This is a genomic window from Microvirga sp. HBU67558 (assembly GCF_018069605.1).
Lineage (GTDB): Bacteria > Pseudomonadota > Alphaproteobacteria > Rhizobiales > Beijerinckiaceae > Microvirga > Microvirga terrae.
Genome location: NZ_JAGPUP010000523.1, coordinates 26993 through 45521, shown reverse-complemented (window position 1 = coordinate 45521; position 18529 = coordinate 26993). Strand labels below are relative to the sequence as shown.

Below are 18529 nucleotides of genomic sequence, written 5' to 3'. Positions count from 1 at the left end.
GCAGGACCGTGCCGGCTCCCACACTTGCGACGCCTCGCGAGCGCGCCCCTCGTCGGAACCGATCTACGCCATGATATAGCTTAGCTTGCACCCGCTGTCAAGAACAAAGTGAGAACGTATCGTTGCGCAGACCCTGCCACGTCATCACCGGCCTTGTGCCGGTGATCCCGATGGCTCGAAACGCCGCGCTTCACATGTACGGGATGGCCGGGACAAGCCCGGCCATGACGTGATGGGTGCCATGACGGGCGGAGGGTGGCCATGACGTGGTGGGTGTCAGGACGAGCGGGGGTCAAGAAACGGCCGTTGGAAAACGGGAGAGGGTGCCGGCCATGAGAGCAGCGCGTCCGTTCCGAACGAAGCTTTGCTTTTTTCGTCGAACGGACAGAATTCCTGTCGGCATTAACGGAATAACGACAACTCGTGCCGAATGGTGACGGAGAGCGTCGCGTGGAATGAATCGAAGCCCGTTGTGCCGGATTATGTGATCATCTCTCTCAGCATCGTAATGGCGGTGGCCGGGATCCTCGGCGCGTTCTTTCTTTTCGTGCGCGGGTACAACGACGATCTCGCGCAGGCCGAGGCCGATCTGACGAACCTCGCGCTCGCGCTCCAGGAGCGGACGGACGGAGTCTTCCAATCCACCGAGAACGTTCTGCGCGACGTGGTCAGCCGCATTCCGCAGGCCTGCCTCCAGGCGCACGAGTTCGACGGTTTCGCCGCCGCGCAGACGACCAAGGCCACCTTGGTCGGCGCGTGCCACTCGCTGCCCCAACTCGTCCGGATCGACCTCGTCAATGCCCGCGGAAGGATCGTCGGCTCCTCGACGCCGCGCCCCATGTCCGATCCGATCTATCTGAAGGACACGTCCTATTACCGGGCGCTCGCGACCGAGCCGGCCCTGACCCTGTATCTCGGCGAGCCGATGAGAATCCGGGCGATGGACAAGAAGGTTCTCTCGCTGGCCCGGAAGATCCTGGATGCCGACGGCAATTTTCTCGGCGTCATCGTGGCCACGATCGACCTCGATCATTTCGAGAGGATCTTCAAGGATCACCTTCGCACACACTCCCAGGCGATCACGCTCTATCGCCGCGACGGCATCATCCTGGCGCATTGCCCGGTTTCCGAGAGGGCGCTCGGCCGGCGGGTGTGGAGGCCCAACACCCCGCTGCAGCGCCTGATCGCCAAAAACATCCCGACTCTCATCCGCGACGTCAGCTGGATCGACCGGAAGGAGCGTGTCATGGCTCTCCATCCGCTCGCCCATTATCCGGCCGGCCTCGCGGTCAGCCGGACGGTCGCGGAGATGATGGCCGGACGGCGCCTCGAGAGCCGCGTGATCGCGTTCTTCGCCTATCTGATGGATATCGGAATCGAGGCCGCCACGCTGCTCGGCCTCCGCCATGTGCGAACCGGCATCCTGCGTGCGGCGAGCGAAAGCTACCTGTCGCGGCACGACGTGCTGACCAAGCTTCCCAACCGGTTCCAGTTCGTTGAAGATCTCAAGCGGACGTTCCTCGCGTCCCAGCGATCGAGCACGGACTTCGCGCTGCATCTCGTCGACCTCAACCGGTTCAAGGACATCAACGACAGCTTCGGCCACGCGGTCGGCGACGAGATCGTCCAGGCCGTGGCGCGGCGCCTGCGCGAGCGCTTGCGGAAGACCGACCTCATCGCGCGCATCGGCGGCGACGAGTTCGCGATCATCCAGCGGCCGATCCGCAACCGCCAGCAGGCCATCGATCTCGCGACGGCCATCCAGTCGGCCATGCGGATCCCGTGCACGGCCGGCAACACGGAGATCGAAGTCGGGCTTTCCATCGGCATCGCCATCGCGTCGACCGACGGCAAGATCTCCAACGAGATCCTCAAGGCCGCCGACATCGCGCTCTATGCGGCGAAGTCGGATTCCAGCTGCAGCTACCGGATCTTCGATTCCGGCATCAAGGACGCGCGGGCGGAACGCCGCGCCCTCGAGGGGGCGCTCAAGGCCGCTCTGGAGAACAAGGAGCTCGACCTGTTCTACCAGCCGATTCTCGACCTCGCGACGAACCAGATGTGGGGCTGCGAGGCGCTGGCGCGCTGGAAGCACCCGACCAAGGGCATGATCTCGCCGCTGCAGTTCATCCCCACGGCCGAGGAATCTGGCCTCATCGGCCCAATGGGCGACTGGATTCTCGAGGAGGCCTGCACGACGGCCATGACTTGGCCGCAGCCTCTGAAGGTGGCGATCAATCTCTCGCCCGTGCAGTTCCGCAGCCGGGATGTGGTGGCGAGCGTCCGCACCGCCCTGGAGATCTCCGGCCTGCCGGCCCACCGCCTCGTCCTGGAGATCACGGAATCCGTCAAGCTCACCGAGGAGGCCACGGCGGCGCTCAAGAAGCTCAAGGCGCTCGGCGTTTCCATCGCGCTCGACGATTTCGGCACCGGCTACGCGTCGATGAGCTATCTCAGCAGCTTCCCGTTCGACAAGATCAAGATCGACCAGTCCTTCGTGCGCAACATGCTGACCTCCGCGGACAGCCGCGCGATCATCAAGGCGACCATCGGCCTCGCCAAGGACCTGAACATGAGCACGACGGCCGAAGGCGTCGAGACGGAGGAGCAACTCAATGCCCTTCGCCTCGCCGGTGCCTCACAGGCTCAGGGCTACCTCATCGCCAAGCCCATGTCCCGCGAGGCCATTGCATCCTTCATCGCGGACGTCCCGAAGCCGCTGGCGAGGAAGCGGGACGAGCCGTCCCGCGCCGTGGCGTAGCGGCTGCGCCATCCCGTTCAGCGTCGCCATCAGCCCAGGGGGCTGGCCCTTTTTGCGGTGCAGCAACCCTTTCCCGCCCCGGGCGTTCCCCGTCTGCGAGCAGAACGGAGATTGCGGATGCGCATCGTGGAGACAGCCGTCGACCTGAACTCATCCGGCCGTCATGGCTATGACCGTGATCGGACCGTCATGCCGGACCCGGTGCGTGATCAGGATCCGGCCTCCCACGGGCCGGATCGGAAGCCGGACAATGCCCGCGGGTCGATGACAGGGGGCGCTGGCAGGGCACCGCGCTGGCTCGTGCCTGCGCTTGCGGGCGCCGCCGCTTTGGGAGCAGCGGCCCTCTACAACCGCCGGCGGGCCCAGGAGGCCGAGCGCCGGTATCCGCCGATCGGCCGTTTTCTCGACGTGGACGGCGTGCGCCTGCACTACATCGACCGCGGGCGGGGCAGTCCGCTGGTGCTGATCCACGGCAACGGCACCATGATCCAGGATTTCACCGTCAGCGGCCTCGTGGACCGACTCGCTGACCGGTACCGGGTCATCGTCATCGACCGTCCCGGCTATGGCTACAGCGCGCGGCCGCGGCAGCTCTGGACGCCCCGGGCCCAGGCCCGGCTGTTCAGGAGCGCCCTGGCCCGGCTGGGGGTCGAGCAGGCGGTGGTCTACGGACATTCCTGGGGCACCCTGGTCGCGGTGGCCCTCGCGCTCGAATCCCCCGAACTTGTCCGTGGCCTCGTCCTGGGCTCGGGCTACTACTACCCGACCCTGCGGGCGGACACGTTCCTGCTCTCGCCGCCGGCCATCCCCCTGGTCGGCGATGTCATGCGCTACACCGTCTCGCCGCCAGTGGCACGAGCCATCCTTCCGGGCATGATCAAGCGCGTGTTCCAGCCCGCGCCGGTGCCGGAGCGCTTCGAGCGCGAGTTCCCGAAGGCGCTGATGCTGCGGCCCCTGCAGCTTCGCGCAGCCGCCGAGGATGCCGCTCTCATGCCGCCGTCGGCGATGGACCTGGAACGGTATTATGCCGAACTGAGGGTGCCGCTCACGATCATCACGGGCGCCGACGATCAGATCGCCGATGTGGGCCGCCAATCGGCACGTCTGCACCGGGAACTGCCGCACAGCGAGTTCATTGTCCTGCCCGGCCTTGGGCACATGATCCATCACCTGTCCCCGGGGGCCGTCGCCGATGCGATCGACCGCACGGCCCAGCAATCCGCCCGGATGTGGGCCTTCTGATCCCGGCAAGGATCGTTCCGGCCCGCACCGCCGTGCGCCGCCCCGCGACGGCAGCCGTTAACGGAGCGCTCACCATGTCGAGCGGAAGTCCCGATCGGGTGTGAACGCCGCCTTTCCTTTCGGAGTTAGCCAGCCGAACTCCGAAAGGAAAGGGCGTCGCATGAACCTGATCCCGACACGCTGGTCGAGAGCCTCCCAACCCGAGTACACGGGCTATGAGGCGGGCCCAATCTGCATTCTCGTGGTGGAAGATGATCTGATGATCGGCGCTGCGGCGGCGGGAGCCCTGGAGGATGCCGGGTTCCTGGTGTTGACCGCCGCCAGCGCCGAGGAAGCGGAGGTCATCCTCGGCCAGGAGGTGATCGACGTCCTGTTCACGGACATCGACCTGGGAGGACGGGACGGCTGCGACCTCGCTCACAGAGCACTCAAGGCACAGCCCGGCCTTTCGGTCGTCCTGGCCTCCGGGCGTTCGCGAAGGTGCCACGGTGACCGCATCCCGGCCGGCGCTCGCTTCCTCCCCAAGCCCTACCGCCTGTCCCAGATGGTCGGCGAAGTGCATCTGGCCGCACAGGAAAAAACGGCCCCGTAACCGTCAGGCCCGCAATTGCCGGACCCGGGTCCGGTCCCATCGACATCCAGGAAGGAAACATCCATGCGCTATGGTCTCGCCGCTCTCGCCGGTTCCATTCTGATGACCACCTCGTCTCTCGCTCAGGCGCCAGCGGAGGTCGAGGCCTGTCGACTCTCCGGGCTGGCGGCTCTCAAGGAGCGCTCGCCGTCCCTCGAACACCTGACCTTCGACATGGAGTCGCTGGCCATCTCGAAGGCAGCCACCCGGGTGGAGGATACGCCGATCCGCATGGTGGTCATGGGCGAGGCTTATCTTCAGCGGGAGAAGAGCGACAAGCCGAACCGCTTCGTGTGCCTCGTCAGCGACAAGGGCAAGGTTGTCCTCACCTTCTTCACCGAGCAATGAGGACAGACGTCCGGTAGTGACGGGGCTGATGCCGGGAACGGCCGTTGCAAGGAGCGGCCCGCGCCGCAACGGGCGGGCCGGTCAGGCCCGCGCGAGCACCAGGCAGTCGAGCACGGCGCCATAATGGCAGCCGGCGGCAACGAGAACGAAGGCGTGCCAGATCGCATTCTGAAAGCGCAGGCTCTCCCACAGATGGAACACCACGCCGGTCGTGTAGAGAATGCCCCCGATGGCGAGAAGCCAGAGGGTCGAGGCGGGGAGGGTGCCGAACACCGATTCGTAAGCCATGACGCCGCTCCAGCTCAGGAGCAGGTAGAGCAGGATCGAAAGGCGGTCGAAGCGTCCCGGGAATCGGAGCTTGAGCGTGATGCCGACCATGGAGGTGAGCCACACGCCGGCCAGCAGCGCCAGGGATTCGGCGCTTGCCTTCATCTGCGTGATGAACGGCGTATAGGTGCCGGCAATCAGGAGGTAAATGGCCGAATGGTCGAACCGCCGCAGCATCCATTTGACGGGCGAGACCGGCCAGAGGTTGTAGAGCGCCGAGACGGTGAGCACCGTCAGAAGCCCGATCCCGTAGATGAGAAGGGACGTGAGCTCCCAGGCTCCGACGGCGGGAGCCGCCACGACGAGCAGCGCCGCGATGGCGACAACCCCGATCGTCACGCCGACAACATGCACGATGCCATCGGCAATGATCTCCTTCACGTCATAGTCCCATCTCAAAGCCGTCATCCTTGGAAGGTTGGCGCAGGCGACGCCCACAGAGCAGGACGTCCATACTCGGTCCGGCCTAGTGGTCGGACCATCGAACCAAAATTGTAGCGCTGGCGGACCCCGAAGCCAGGGCCTGCGACAGCCTTGCAGCCCGGCTTTCTCCCGAGCCACCTCGGCCGGTAACAGCCTCCCCAGGGGGATTTGCACCCGCTAAGAGGCCGGCGTGCTGGTGACCTAACGTTAATCTATGTTAGTATGCCGCAGACTAAGGTGATGGGGCCGGCTTCGTTCGCTGTGCGGTGCCGGAGGGCTCTGGGGATTCTGCGAAGGAGCTCACGATGGCCGGGAAAGTCGTGTTTCCGTCTTCAGGCATCCACATGCCGGTCTCGCGAGATGCATCATCCGGCGGGCGGACCCTTCCTCCGGGCTATATCCATCTTGGGGTGGCCAGGGAAATCGAACCGATGTTGCGCGAGTTCGGCCTTGACCCTGATCCGATCATCCGCGAGGCCGGGCTCGACCCGCGCCTGTTCGAGGATGGCGCGAACGTGATCCCGCACGCGGCCCTTGGCCGGCTGCTCTCCCTCAGCGTGAGCCGCACGAACTGTCCCCATTTCGGGCTGCTCGTCGGCCAGCGCGCGACGATCCTGTCGCTTGGACTGGTCGGCCGCCTGATGCAGCAATCGGACACGGTGGGCGACGCCATGCGCGGGCTCGTCTCCAACCTGAGCATCCAGAACCGGGGCGCCGTCCCGTCGCTCACGATCGTCGGGGACACGGCCCTGTTCACCTTCTCGGTCTACCAGCCCGAGGCCCAGAGTGCCGGCCAGATCTCGGACGGGTCGCTGGCGGTGTCGGTCAATGCCCTGCGGGCCCTGTGCGGGTCCGAATGGAACCCGAGCGAGGTTCTTCTGCCCCGGGCCGCCCCGGCGGATCAGGAGCCCTACCGTCGGCATTTCCGCGCGCCCGTCCGGTTCAACCAGGAGAGCGCCACGATCGTCTTCCCGGCCCGTGACCTGGAGATCCGGATCGCCGGAGCCGATCCGGTCTTGCGGGCCATGCTGGAGCAGCGAATCCAGCAGATGAAGGGGGCTCCGGACTCGGCCTTCTCCGATGACATCCGGCGGCTGCTGCGCACGCGGCTGACCAGCAATCACTGTTCGGCCGACGACATCGCGCATCTCCTGGCGATGCATCGCCGCACCCTGAGCCGCCGCCTGAAGGACAGCGGCATGGGCTACAGGGCGATCACCAACGAGATCCGGTTCGAGATCGCCCGGCAATTGCTGACGGACACGCAGGTGCCGCTCTCCCAGATCGCCGCCGCCCTTGGCTATTCCGAGGCCAGCGCCTTCACCCGCGCCTTCCGGCGCTGGTCTGGCCAGACGCCGACCGCCTGGCGCGGCGATGGCCATTGAGGCTGATGAACGATCGATCGGTAGGGAACGGACGATCGTCGCTCAGAAGTCGCGCTGCACGCGCAGGCGGCCTTCCCATGCATCCTCCGAACCGGTCGGCCGGAAGGTGCCGGTCGGTTCGCCGGAAGCGGTCGTGAGCGGAATCGCCACCCGTTCGCGTGGATCGACCCGGATGTAGAGCGCCTCGACACCAATGAGGAAATCCTTCACCGGCGTCCAGATCACGTTGGCGCCGACGCGAATCTCGTCGAAGTCGACGAGGCCCGTCGTGGTGCCTGCCGAACCATTGGCCAGCGTCGCGACCGTCGTGGGCACCACGTATTGCGCGACACCGGGCGCATCGAAGCGCATCCAGGAGCCGAACACGTTCGTCTGCCAGGTCGGGCTCCAGTTGTGGTTGAGGCCGCCGGCGATGGCATAGGCCTTGTTGGTCTTGTACTCGCCCGTGAAGATATCCACGAAGGCATCCGTGAAGGGCATCGCCAGCGAGCCGGCGCTGACGAAGCCGTTGCTGATCGCGCTGGTCTGTCCGGTGTTGAGATAGCCGATCGCGCCATCCGTGTAGGTGGCCATCATCCAGACGGTATCGCCAACCCCGAGGGCGGGCACGTTGACATAGCCGAGAGCCGCCAGGGCGAACCCGTAATCCGTGTCCGCATGGGTCGGATTGGGCAGTCCCGTGATCGGGTTGATCACGGGCGTGGTCACGCCGTCGACCGTCGTGAGACCCGCCGCCACGTCGCGGATCTGATGCAGGGCGCCCGACAGCTGCACTTCGCCCCAGGTCCCCTTGTAGCGGATGTTGGCCACGACATCCGGCACGATCTCACCCGCGTAGGTCGAGGCGATCGGCGCAAAGACCGAGGTCGAACCAACTCCGAACAGGGGGAAATCAAGCTCGTTGTTGATCCGGCGGCCGATCCCGTCCTCGAGCGACAGGGTGGCGGAGAGGCCGTTGCCGAACGAGAATGTGTAGGCCAAAAGGTTCACTTCGGCGTTCGCGGGGTCGTCGAAGCGCAGGTCACCGAAGTTCGGGGCCGGCAGGTCCGGGCTCGTGAAGAACGACACCGCACGACCGGCGGTGAGGCCGCCGAACTGAACGAAGGCCTGCTTCACGAGGGCGCTGTCGCTGCCATAGACGCCGGTGTTGTGGGTCAGCTCGAAGCGGATGTAGGTGCGCAGCATGCCATATTCGGTGGCGGTGCGCGCATCGAGGTTGATGCGGCCGCGGCCGCGGAAGCCGATGGAGTCGTCCTCCCGGTCGGCAGGTTCGATATAGGCATACTCGGCCCGCACACGCCCGCCGACGCGCAGGCAGGTTTCGGTGCCGGGGATGTAGAAAAACCCGTTGCCATGAGTGGAGCAGACCCGGACATAGTCGACCGGAGCTGCGGTCTTGGCCGGCAGATCGGCGGCCTGCGCTCCGCCGGAAAGGATCGCCGCGCATCCAAGCAACAAGGTTCGCACAGACGCCATGATACACGCTCCACGACAAAGCCCAGCCCTATGATGAAAGATTGTGCAGACGCGAGCGGTACCGTCAAGCAGACCGCGACGGACGGCTCCATGGCAGCGCCCAAATCCAACCCGGTGTGGCCGGCCGGCATCATGCCGAGGGCTCGTCTCAACTCAGCAGAACCTGAACGGCGATGATCTTGACGATGGTCATGCTCGGAAAGCAGATCGCGTAACCAATGTCCGTCCGCTCGGTCGGCGCAAGGCGTCCCGCCGCAACCACGATGGCAGGGTTGCCGGTCGAGCCGGCGCAAACGCCGAGCAGATCATCGAAGGGTATGCGCAACAGGTAGCCGACCACCAGCACGATCAACACGAGGGTCAGAAGAACGAGCGCACCGCCAAGGAGGATCTGGACACCGTTGGTAGCCACGGTCTGGACGAACGGGCTGCCTGCCCCGATGGCGACGGAGCCGATGAACACCGACAGGCCGAGATTCCGCAGGACCAGATTGGCGACGACCGGGATCCGCCAGCCCATCGGGCCGGTGCGACCGAGCCAGCCCAGGACCAACGCCATGACCAGGGGGCCGCCGGCGACGCCGAGGCTGAAGGTACCGCCCCCCGGCAGCGGCACGGGAATCATTCCCAGCAGGAGACCGAGCGCGATCCCGACGCCGACCGACACGAAGGACAGCTCGGCGTTGCCCTTGACGCTGTCGCCGAAGTGACGCTGGAGGTCTGCCTTCCGGTTCGACGGGACCGCCGCCACCAGCAGGTCGCCGAACTCGAGCGTCAGGTCGGACGACGCCATGATGTCGACGTCACCCCGGCGGACATGGGAGATGACGACGGGAAAATCCGGAAGCGGAATATCGTGGACGCCTTTGCCGACGAAGGCCGCCTTCGACACGTAGACCCGCGCCACGTCGTAATTGGCCCGGTCGCGGCTGATGCGCCCGGGTTCCTCGTAGCCCACCGCCGCCTTCGCCTTCTCGATGCTGGCCGGGTTGCCGACCAGCAGCAATCCATCGCCTTCGTGCAACCTCGTTCCGGCAATCGGCGGTGCATTCACGTGATGCTGACGGACCGCGACGATCTTCAGGTCCGATGGGAGGATTGCGGAGACCTCCTCGACCGTCCGATCCTCGCAGGCGGATTCGAGGGTCAGCTCGGCCACTCGGACGCTCTGGGACGGGGCCTTGAACGTGGGTTTGACCCAGGCGGCCATGATGGTCATCAGGATGATCGGCCCGACGACGCCGAACGGATAGGAAACCGAGTAGCCGATGGCCGGATCCTGGTTGCCCGCAGCCGCCAGGGCGGCCTGCAAGGTCGGCGTGCTGGTGCCGGAGCCTGCGAACAATCCGGCCGCCGTTGCTATCGAGATTCCGAGCGGGCCGGCGAGCGACATCGCGACGATGAGCGAGGCGATCACCGCCGCGGCCGACAGCGCGATGTACTTGAGGCCGGGTCCTTTGAGGCTTGAGAAGAATTGCGGCCCGTACTGGATGCCGACACCGTAGACGAACATGACGAGGCCGAGGGTGCCAACCAGTCCGGGAGGCGCCGACTTCGGAGCGATGGCCCCGATGATCAATCCGGTGAACAGCACCGCACCGGCCCCGAAGGAGACGCCGGCGATCGAGATCTGTCCGAGCGCATAGCCGGTCGCAATGGCGAGGAACAGCGCCAGCAGAGGCGAGGCTTCAAGCAGTGTGCGGACGATATCGACCATCGGTTTCCCTCATCTTGCGCGGCAGCCGGCATCGCGAAATTGGTTCAGGACCCGCTCCACCAGCGCGGGCGAAGGGGAGGGCGTGTCGGAGAGCTCGTAGTTCAGGCCCATGGCGTTCCACTTGAAGGCACCCATCTGATGGAACGGGAGGACTTCGACCCACTCGACGTTGCGCATCGGAGCGACGAACCGGGCGATGCCCTCGACATTGTCCGGATCGTCGGTCAGCCCCGGGACGAGGACGAACCGGACCCAGACCGGCTTTCCGAGGGCCGCCAGCCGCTCCGCAAATTGCAGGGTCGGCTTGATGTCCTGGCCTACGGCCCGGCGGTAGGTCTGCGGATCCCAGGATTTGATGTCGAGCAGCACGAGATCCACCTGGCGCAGGTACTCGTCATCGGCCCGGGCGCCGAGGAAGCCCGACGTATCCAGGGCCGTGTGGAGGCCCATCCCCTTGGCGGCCGCGAAAAGCCGCTTGGTGAAGTGCAGTTGGACGAGGGGTTCCCCACCCGATATCGTCAACCCGCCATCCATGGCACGCAGCGGCGCCGCGTAAGCTTCGAGCGCGGTTCTGGCGCGCTCGAACGACACCCGCGTCCCGTCCTTGAGATGCCATGTATCCGGGTTGTGGCAATACAGGCAGCGCAGCAGGCAGCCGCTCATGAACACCACGACCCGGATTCCCGGCCCGTCGAGGGTGGATCCCGTCTCGTACGAGTGAATCCACCCGACGTCGCCCCGAGGGTCGTTGAACGAGGCCGTGTCAGGTGCGTCCGGGGAGCGCGCCTGCTGCAGGTCGTACCGGCTCTTGGCCCAGGACTCGTCGGCCATGACGTCACGCCTCACTCACCGTGGAAGGTCCGGCTGATCACATCCATCTGCTGTTCCTTCGTGAGGCGCACGAAGTTGACCGCGTAGCCGGAGACCCGAATGGTCAGTTGCGGGTACTTGTCGGGATGCTCCATGGCGTCGAGCAGGGTGTCCCGATTGAGGACGTTGAGGTTCATGTGGAACCCGCCCTGGCCGCAATAGGTGTCCATGACCTTCACCGCCTGCTTGATCTTCTCGCCCTGGTCGAGACGGTTGAGGCTCGGCGTGATGGACACGGTGTAGCTGATGCCGTCCTGCGCGTCCGCATAGGGGAGTTTCGCCACCGACAGGCACGAGGCGAGCCATCCATGGCTGTCGCGGCCATGCATCGGATTGGCCCCGGGGGCGAAGGGTTCCCCGGCTTTGCGGCCATCCGGCGTATTGCCCGTGTTCCTGCCGTAGACGACATTGCTCGTGATCGTGAGCACGGATTGCGTGTGAACGGCGTTCCGGTAGGTCGGATGCTTGCGGATCTTCCTCATGAAGGAGGAGACCAGATCGGCCGCAATGGTGTCGACCCGGTCGTCGTTGTTGCCGTATTTCGGGAAGTCGCCCGTAATCTCGTAATCGACGATCAGCCCGTCCTCGCGCCGGATGGGTTTCACCTGCGCGTGCTTGATCGCCGACAGGCTGTCGGCGACGACCGACAGGCCGGCGATGCCGAAGGCCATCGTGCGCAGGATCTGCTGGTCGTGCAGCGCCATTTCGAGACGCTCGTAGTAGTACTTGTCGTGCATGTAGTGAATGCAGTTCATGGCATGGACGTAGGTCCGCGCCAGCCATTCCATCATGGCGTCGAACTTTCCCATGACGTCGTCGTAGTCGAGGACGTCACCTTGGACGGGCGTTACCGTCGGACCGACCTGCTCGCCGCTGACTTCGTCCCGGCCGCCGTTGATGGCGTAGAGCAGGCACTTGCCGAGGTTCACCCGCGCCCCGAAGAACTGCATCTGATTGCCGATGCGCATGGCCGAGACGCAGCAGGCGATGCCGTAATCGTCTCCCCAGTAAGGGCGCATGAGATCATCGTTCTCGTACTGGATGGACGAGGTCTCGGCCGACACCTTGATGCAGTAGCGCTTGAAGCCGTCCGGCAGCTGCTTCGACCAGAGCACGGTCATGTTGGGCTCCGGCGCCGGGCCGAGATTCGTCAGCGTGTGCAGCATGCGGAAGCTCGTCCGGGTCACCAGAGGGCGGCCGTTGAGATCCATGCCGCCGACGCACTCGGTCGCCCAGTAGGGATCGCCCGAGAAAAGCGCGTCGTAATCGGGGGTGCGCAGGAAGCGGACGATGCGGAGTTTCTGAACGAGCTGGTCGATGAGTTCCTGGGCGCCTGCTTCGTCCAAAGCCCCGCTCTTCAGATCGCGCTCGATGTAGATGTCGAGGAAGGACGAGACGCGGCCGATCGACATGGCCGCGCCATTGGCCTCCTTGATGGCTCCGAGGTAACCGAAATAGGTCCACTGCACAGCTTCGCGGGCATTCGCTGCCGGACGGGTGATGTCCAGGCCGTATATCTTGCCCATCTCGGCCAGATCGGCCAGAGCCCGCATCTGCTCGGACAGCTCCTCGCGCTCGCGGATGACATCGTCGCTCGGCCACTTCGCGTCGAGCAGGGCCCGCTCGGCGCGCTTGGCGGCCAGCAGTTTGTCCGTCCCATAAAGAGCCACCCGGCGGTAATCGCCGATGATCCGGCCGCGGCCGTAGGCATCGGGCAGGCCTGTGATGATATGGCTGCGCCGGCAGGCCATGATTTCCGGCGTGTAAGCATCGAAGACCCCGTCGTTGTGGGTCTTGCGATACTTGGTGAAGACCTCGTGCACGATCGGATCCGGCTCGAAGCCGGCCGCCTTCAGCCCGGCCTCGACCATGCGCAGCCCGCCATACGGCATGATGGCGCGTCTGAACGGAGTATCGGTCTGAAGCCCGACGATCACCTCGTTGTCACGGTCGATATAGCCGGGTCCATGGGAGGTGAGCGACGAGGGGGTCTTGGCGTCCACGTCCAGAACACCCTTGCGGATCTCTTCCTTGAAATACGGCTGCAGCTTGCTCCAGACGGCCTTCGTGCGTTCGCTCGGGGCCACCAGGAAGCTCTCGTCTCCGTCGTAGGGGGTGACGTTGCGCTGAATGAAATCGCGGACGTCGATGGCGTTCTGCCAGCGACCGGGCGCGAATCCCACCCATCCCTGCGTGAGATCAGCGGCCTCGGAGGCGTCGGCCCGCGGGCGGGCTCCGGCCTTCTGTCCCGCCTGTTTCTCCGGTGTATCGGCGTATCTCCGGGTGGCAGTGGCTTCATCGGGCATGACGGCCTCCTCCCACGACATCCGTGGGACATTCCTGCGACAGATCAGCGGCCGCTCACGCGCGCCCGCAGGGCGGTTCAGCAGAGCACGAGGTTCTGGGCGAGGCCGGCCTCGCTCGTCTCCTTGTATTTCGGGTTCATGTCCTTCGCGGTGTCGGACAGCGTCTTGATCGTCGTGTCGAGATCGACCCGGTGCCGGCTCGCGATCTCGTTGGTGGCGATCATGGCGGCCGCCCAGGCTTTCACCGCCCCGAAGGCGCAGCGCTCGATGCAGGGAACCTGCACATAGCCCGCGACGGGATCGCACGTCATGCCGAGGTGGTGCTCGAGGGCCGACTCGGCGGCATTCTCGATCACATGCGGCGGCTGGTTCAGCACCTGCGTGATCAGGGCCGCGGCCATCCCGGACGCGACGCCGATCTCGGCCTGGCATCCGCCTTCGGCGGCGGCCAGCGTCGCGTTGTGCTTGCACAGGTAGCCGACGGCCAGGCCGGCCAGCAGGCCCTGGCGGATCTTGTCCAACGGCACCGCGCGTCCGCTCTGGGTCAGGGCGTAGACGATCGCCGGCATCACCCCGGCGGACCCGCCGGTCGGCGCCGTGATGACGAGGTGCCCGCGGGCATTCTCCTCGGAAGCGGCCAGGGCAAAGGCCGAGACCAGCCCGATGGCGCGGTCGCTCATGTAGGTGTCATCCATCGCCCGCTCGTAGACCGTGGCCGCCTTGGAGTGGAGCTTGATCGGCCCGGGCAGAACGTCGTCCTTGTAGGACAGTCCGGTCTTCACCGTGGCGATCATCGCATTGGCGATCTTGTCCAGGAAGGCGTTGATCTCTTCCTCGTTCTTTCCGGATACGGCGATCTCGTTCGCCATCATGACGTCGGCAATCGAGAGATTATTCTTCTCCGCGTGCTGGCGCAGTTCCTTCATGGTGGCATAGGGGTATTTCGGCGCTCCCTTCTTGGGAGGCTCATAGCCCTTCCACTCGATGAAGCCGCCGCCGACCGAATAATACTCCTGCTCGTAGAGCACCTTGTCGCCCGCCATGAGGCGGGCCGTCATGGTGTTCGGGTGCGGGAAGTCCCCTTTGGTCGCGTCATAGACGATATCGGCAAGGGACAGGTTGAACGACTTGCTTCCGACCTTCACCGGATAGGTCTGATCCGGCTTGGCGATCATCTCGTCGAGAAAGCGCGGATCGACGGTCGCCGGCTCCTTGCCGACCAGGCCCGCGAGAGCGGCGCGTTCGGTACCGTGGCCCTTGCCCGTGGCGCTCAGGCTGCCGAAGAGATGGACCTTGAGGCCGGTGGCCTGTGCCAGTTGATCCGCGGGCAGCTTCGTGACGCGCTGATAGAAGTCATAGGTGATCCGCATCGGCCCGATCGTATGCGAGCTCGAAGGGCCGGGGCCGACCTTGTAGAATTCGTCCGCCACCGTCATGACCGGGCCCTTCGACGACTTGACGACGTCGAGATCGGGCGAGAGGGCCGAGCTCATCTTGAGGCCGGCATCGCCGCCTGCGGCTTCCTTCTTGGCCTGCTGCGCGGCGGCTTCCGTCGCGGCCTGCTGGGCGCGAGCCTCAGGCGCCCAGGTGGTGCCGGTCATCACGGCCGCCGCGCCGATCGCGGCATGGCGGACAAAGAATGTCCGGCGGTCGATGCCTGCGGGCAGACTGGCCGGATCGGGCGGTGTGGAAAGCAGCTCGTCATCCTTGCTGGAGCGAGTCATGGCGTGTCCTCCTATTCGGATTTAGGAGGCGCCGCGGGATCGGCGCGCATCTCCGTTTCCGTTCTCGCCGGAAGGGTTTCCTTCCCTTGGGCATCATCTTAGGATTCCCGGATGGCAGTGCTTGACTGAAAGGGACAATCTCTTGACACTTTGAGATGCCTGATCGCGGATCGACGAGACCGGCCGGGCTCCAGCCAAGCCGAAATTTTGATGTTGCTGCAGTCGATCTGACGCGTGTCCGGGGAGGTGGCCCAGCGTGATGCGGGATGTCGTCGCCGCGGACGGCCTGCGGCGTAAACTGTCAAGAGATTGTCCAGACTGGTCAAGCATCCCATTCCCGCTGGCCTAGAATGCTTCCGCGCGCCGTCGACCCGGCAGGGCGGAACTCGGCCGTTCCCGTGACGTCGCGTGCAAGAATGCCCAGATGGGATCACACCCGTGCTCTGTGGATTGTTCGCGGGGATGAACGGTACAGGAATGGTGCAGGAAAGGGGAAGGAGCGATGGAGATGTCGTTCACCCGCCGGGCAGACGAAGCGCCCTCGGCCTCTGGACTCGACTCCCTCACCGAAGACCTTCGCCGGGTGCTTCGGATTGAACTGTTCCGGGACACCTGTTCCGCGGTGAGCATCGCGCGTCTCTTTTCCATGCACCGCCGCACCTTGAGCCGGCACCTGCGCAATGAAGGCCTCGCCTTCCGACAGGTGGCCAACGAGATCCGCTTCGAGATCGCGTGCGACCTTTTGAAGAATACCGACATGCCGCTGAGCCAGATCGCGGCGGTCTTGCGGTACTCCGAGTTGAGCGCGTTCACGCGCGCCTTCCGGCGCTGGTCGGGACACACGCCTTCGGCATGGCGCAGCGATCACCCCAGTCTTCGGAAGGCGCCGCGAATCCACAGGCGGCGCCACCGGGAGGCCAGTATTCCTTCAACCCGCCGCTCGGGCGACCCCTCCTGACATGGCTGTGCGGGAAGGCCGGTCATTTCGGGACGGCAGTCCAAAACTGTCAACACGATGGCCCAACAGGTCAAGCAGCGCGGGTTGAAACGGCCATACTCCCACCTCCGGCAACCAGTGGCGACCGTCTATCGGGAGCAAAGAGCGGAGGCCAGCATGACGGTTGCGGTTCAATCCCAAGATGTGTCCCAGGATCGACGGCGGCATGACAAGTACGATCGGCTTGTGGCAGTCGCCCAGTCCCTCCCGAAGTTGAAAGTCGCGGTGGCTCACCCCTGCGATGCAGCCTCCCTGGGGGCGGTGTTCGAGGCAACCGATCTCGGCCTGATCGAGCCGATCCTGGTCGGGCCGCAGGCCCGGATCGCGGCCGCCGCGGTGGCGCTCGGCAAGGATGTGTCCACGATGCGCATCGTCGAGGCCCAGCACAGTCACGCGGCCGCGGAGGATGCCGTCAACCTCGTGCGGTGCGGTCAGGCGGAAGCGCTGATGAAGGGCAGCCTGCATACCGACGAACTCATGGGCGCCATCGTACGTCGCGAGGGAGGACTGCGCACCGCCCGCCGGATCAGTCACTGCTTCGTCATGGACGTTCCAACACACGAGACCGCGCTGATCATCACCGATGCGGCGGTGAACATCGCACCGACGTTGGAGGACAAGGTTCACATCGTGCAGAACGCCATCGACCTCGCCCGGGCCCTGCGCGTCGTCCCCGTGCGGGTGGCGATCCTGTCGGCCATGGAGACCGTAAACCCGAAGGTGCCCTCCACGATCGAAGCCGCGGCGTTGTGCAAGATGGCCGACCGCGGGCAGATCACCGGCGGCATTCTCGACGGACCTCTCGCGCTCGACAACGCCATCGACCTCGGCGCCGCCAAGATCAAGAAGATCGAGTCCCCCGTCGCAGGGCAGGCCAATGTCCTGGTGGTGCCGGATCTCGAAGCCGGCAACATGCTGGCCAAGAGCCTGACCTTCCTGGCCGACGCCGATGCCGCCGGCATCGTGCTCGGCGCCCGCGTGCCGGTCATCCTCACCAGTCGGGCCGACTCGACCATCACCCGCCTGGCCTCCTGCGCGGTCGCTTCGCTGGTCGCCGACGCGCAGCGCGCGAAGCTCGCCATCCCGGAGGTCTGAGCCATGATCCCCGTCCTCATCGTCCTCAATGCCGGATCGTCGAGCCTCAAGTTCCAGGTCTTCGACATGGTGGACGATGCGGAGCCGCAACTCGTCTGGAAGGGCTTGTATGAGGGGCTCGGAGGATCAGCGCACTTCGTCGTCAAGGACAATGACGGGGCGGCCCTCGACGAGATGACCTGGAGTTCCGGTGACCGGATCGGGCACGAGGAAGCGCTGATGCATCTCGTGTCGTGGCTGCGCTCCCATCAGGAGGGACGAAAGCTCGCCGCCATCGGACATCGGGTGGTTCATGGCGGACAGTCCTTCTCCGCTCCAGTGATGGTCGACGATTCCGTCGTCGAGGCCCTCGAGGCTCTGGTGCCGCTCGCTCCGCTGCATCAGCCCCACAATCTGGAGCCGATCCGGATCGTCCGCCGCCGACTGTCGGGACTGCCGCAGATTGCCTGCTTCGACACGGCCTTCCACCAGACCCAGTCCGACATCGCGAGCCTGTTCGCCCTGCCGCGGGAGATGCGCGATCTCGGCGTGCGGCGCTACGGCTTCCACGGATTGTCCTATGAATACATCGCATCCACCCTCCGCGATTACGATCCACGTCTTGCCGACGGGAAGGTCATCGTCGCCCATCTTGGCAACGGGGCAAGCCTGTGTGCGCTCAAAGGCGGGGTCAGCGTCGCGACGACCATGGGGTTCTCCGCGCTCGACGGTCTGCCGATGGGCACCCGCTGCGGCGCCATCGATGCGGGCGTCGTCTTTTTCATGCTCCGCGAGATGAAGCTCTCGCCGGCGGAGGCGGAGCGCATGCTCTACACCAAGTCCGGCCTGCTCGGGGTGTCCGGCATCTCGAACGACATGCGGGTTCTTCGCTCCAAGGCGGCGGGCGACCCGGATGCCAGGCGCGCCATCGACCTTTTCGTCTATCGCATCACCCGCGAGATCGGCTCGCTCGTGGCGGCGCTCGGGGGCATCGACGGGCTCGTCTTCACGGCCGGCATCGGCGAGAACGACGTGGCGACCCGCGCCGAGGTCATCTCCGGCCTGTCCTGGGCAGGGTTCAGCCTTCATGAGGCGGCCAACAGCGCCGGGGGACCCCAGATCACATTCGGTACCGGGCCGACCGCGTGGGTCATTCCCACCAATGAGGAGCTGGTGATCGCACGGCAGACGGGCCGCGTGCTCGACGCGACCCGTGAGCGGCTCGCATCTTGAACAGGGAGATCGATG

The 18529-nt window shown here is 65.4% G+C and carries 14 protein-coding genes; 8 read left to right on the top strand and 6 right to left on the bottom strand.

The annotated features are described in order from the left end of the window. Window positions 1–430: 430 nt before the first annotated feature. From KBI52_RS16325 to KBI52_RS16310, 4 genes are all read left to right on the top strand, one after another. Complete coding sequence (locus KBI52_RS16325) at window positions 431–2761, top strand: bifunctional diguanylate cyclase/phosphodiesterase (protein ID WP_210808716.1); 2331 nt, start codon at window positions 431–433, stop codon at window positions 2759–2761. A gap of 264 nt (window positions 2762–3025) precedes the next feature. Further along, window positions 3026–4003, top strand: a complete 978-nt coding sequence (locus KBI52_RS16320; protein ID WP_210808724.1) for an alpha/beta fold hydrolase — start codon at window positions 3026–3028, stop codon at window positions 4001–4003. Between the two features lie 160 nt (window positions 4004–4163). After that, window positions 4164–4595, top strand: coding sequence for a response regulator (locus KBI52_RS16315; RefSeq protein WP_173946800.1), 432 nt, complete (start codon window positions 4164–4166; stop codon window positions 4593–4595). Between the two features lie 63 nt (window positions 4596–4658). Then, on the top strand, window positions 4659–4982 hold the full coding sequence (locus KBI52_RS16310; RefSeq protein WP_173946801.1) for a hypothetical protein: 324 nt from the start codon (window positions 4659–4661) through the stop codon (window positions 4980–4982). A gap of 81 nt (window positions 4983–5063) precedes the next feature. Here the strand turns inward: KBI52_RS16310 and KBI52_RS16305 are convergent, their stop codons facing one another. Further along, window positions 5064–5717 (bottom strand): hemolysin III family protein, encoded by a 654-nt coding sequence (locus KBI52_RS16305; RefSeq protein WP_210808714.1) that lies wholly within the window; start codon window positions 5715–5717, stop codon window positions 5064–5066. A 320-nt stretch (window positions 5718–6037) separates the two neighbouring features. Here KBI52_RS16305 and KBI52_RS16300 point away from each other — a divergent pair, with 320 nt between their 5' ends. Continuing rightward, window positions 6038–7117: an AraC family transcriptional regulator gene (locus KBI52_RS16300; RefSeq protein WP_173946803.1), complete on the top strand. Its 1080-nt coding sequence runs from the start codon at window positions 6038–6040 to the stop codon at window positions 7115–7117. Between the two features lie 42 nt (window positions 7118–7159). Here KBI52_RS16300 and KBI52_RS16295 read toward each other — a convergent pair whose 3' ends face one another. The 5 genes from KBI52_RS16295 to KBI52_RS16275 all read right to left on the bottom strand — a co-directional run bounded on the left by KBI52_RS16295 (window position 7160) and on the right by KBI52_RS16275 (window position 15210). Further along, the gene (locus KBI52_RS16295; protein ID WP_210808712.1) at window positions 7160–8593 is read right to left on the bottom strand and encodes a porin; all 1434 of its coding nucleotides are present in this window, start codon (window positions 8591–8593) and stop codon (window positions 7160–7162) included. Between the two features lie 148 nt (window positions 8594–8741). Further along, window positions 8742–10310, bottom strand: coding sequence for an aspartate:alanine exchanger family transporter (locus tag KBI52_RS16290; RefSeq protein WP_173946805.1), 1569 nt, complete (start codon window positions 10308–10310; stop codon window positions 8742–8744). 9 nt (window positions 10311–10319) lie between these two features. Further along, the gene (gene pflA / locus KBI52_RS16285) at window positions 10320–11141 is read right to left on the bottom strand and encodes a pyruvate formate-lyase-activating protein (protein WP_173946806.1); all 822 of its coding nucleotides are present in this window, start codon (window positions 11139–11141) and stop codon (window positions 10320–10322) included. A gap of 11 nt (window positions 11142–11152) precedes the next feature. Beyond that, the gene (pflB, locus tag KBI52_RS16280) at window positions 11153–13486 is read right to left on the bottom strand and encodes a formate C-acetyltransferase (RefSeq protein ID WP_247654436.1); all 2334 of its coding nucleotides are present in this window, start codon (window positions 13484–13486) and stop codon (window positions 11153–11155) included. A gap of 77 nt (window positions 13487–13563) precedes the next feature. After that, entirely contained in the window at window positions 13564–15210 is a 1647-nt protein-coding gene (locus tag KBI52_RS16275) for an L-serine ammonia-lyase (RefSeq protein WP_173946808.1), read from the bottom strand. 508 nt (window positions 15211–15718) lie between these two features. On the opposite strand from KBI52_RS16275, the gene KBI52_RS16270 reads away from it, so the two are divergent. From KBI52_RS16270 to KBI52_RS16260, 3 genes are all read left to right on the top strand, one after another. After that, entirely contained in the window at window positions 15719–16168 is a 450-nt protein-coding gene (locus tag KBI52_RS16270; RefSeq protein WP_247654435.1) for a helix-turn-helix transcriptional regulator, read from the top strand. A gap of 156 nt (window positions 16169–16324) precedes the next feature. After that, window positions 16325–17302 (top strand): phosphate acetyltransferase, encoded by a 978-nt coding sequence (locus tag KBI52_RS16265; RefSeq protein WP_210808708.1) that lies wholly within the window; start codon window positions 16325–16327, stop codon window positions 17300–17302. A gap of 3 nt (window positions 17303–17305) precedes the next feature. Beyond that, a complete protein-coding gene (locus KBI52_RS16260) occupies window positions 17306–18514 on the top strand; it encodes an acetate/propionate family kinase (RefSeq protein WP_210808706.1) in 1209 nt (402 codons plus the stop codon). Window positions 18515–18529 lie beyond the last annotated feature (15 nt).